This is a genomic window from Sulfobacillus harzensis (genome assembly GCF_012933365.1).
Classification (GTDB): Bacteria; Bacillota; Sulfobacillia; order Sulfobacillales; family Sulfobacillaceae; genus Sulfobacillus_B; species Sulfobacillus_B harzensis.
In genome coordinates this window covers 1-756 of the sequence record NZ_JABBVZ010000312.1, presented here as the reverse complement: position 1 = coordinate 756, position 756 = coordinate 1, and the positions used below count along the sequence as shown (strand labels likewise).

General features: G+C 58.1%; 1 protein-coding gene. It reads left to right on the top strand.

Going from position 1 to position 756, the window contains the following annotated elements:
• Positions 1-82 precede the first annotated feature (82 nt).
• A complete protein-coding gene (locus HIJ39_RS23240) occupies positions 83-745 on the top strand; it encodes a reverse transcriptase domain-containing protein (RefSeq protein WP_169103389.1) in 663 nt (220 codons plus the stop codon).
• Positions 746-756 lie beyond the last annotated feature (11 nt).

Below are 756 nucleotides of genomic sequence, written 5' to 3'. Positions count from 1 at the left end.
CGGTCGCAGAGGTCCCGGGATTTCACAAAAATCAATGAGAACAACAGGTTTCACACAAAAAACTAAGGTAGGAGGAGACGAAATGTTACCAGACCTGACCCGCATCACCCGCAAAGCGAGCGCCGACACGACCTGTCGATTCACAGCGCTGGCGCACTACCTCAACGAGGAATTCCTACTCGACACGTGGCTTAGGTTAAACCGGCGGGGCTCCGCCGGGATTGACCGCCAGACGATGCAGGACTTCGACATCCAGCGCGAGACCGCCATTCGGGACCTCGTCGATCGGTCGCGCCGCCATGCCTATCAGGCGCCCCCAGTTAGACGGGTGTATATTCCGAAACCGGGGCAACCGACTAAAAGGCGTCCGCTCGGCATCCCAACAGTGGCTGATCGCCTCATGCAGGCGGCGGTCGCCCGTCTCCTTGGCGCCATCTACGAAGCAGATTTCCTTGATTCCTCCTATGGATTCCGCCCGGAGCGAAGCACCCACGATGCGCTCGGTGCCATCGAGACCCTCGTCTTTAAGCACCCGATTCACTGGGTATTTGAGGCGGACATTCGAGGATTCTTCGACCACCTTAACCACCAATGGCTTGAGCGTATGCTCCAAGTGCGGATTGGAGACCCGTGGATTCTCCGCCTTGTCGGCAAATGGCTTCGGGCACCAATTGATGCCGAAGGGGCTGTCCCAAAAGGGTCCAGATTCGGACCCGGAGGGGGCAGCCTCCTTCTTCTCGATTGACGCAAAAAACC

Coding starts and splice junctions, on each gene's coding strand:
- HIJ39_RS23240 (WP_169103389.1), top strand. CDS start 83: ATGTTACCAGACCTGACCCGCATCACCCGCAAAGCGAGCGCCGACACG.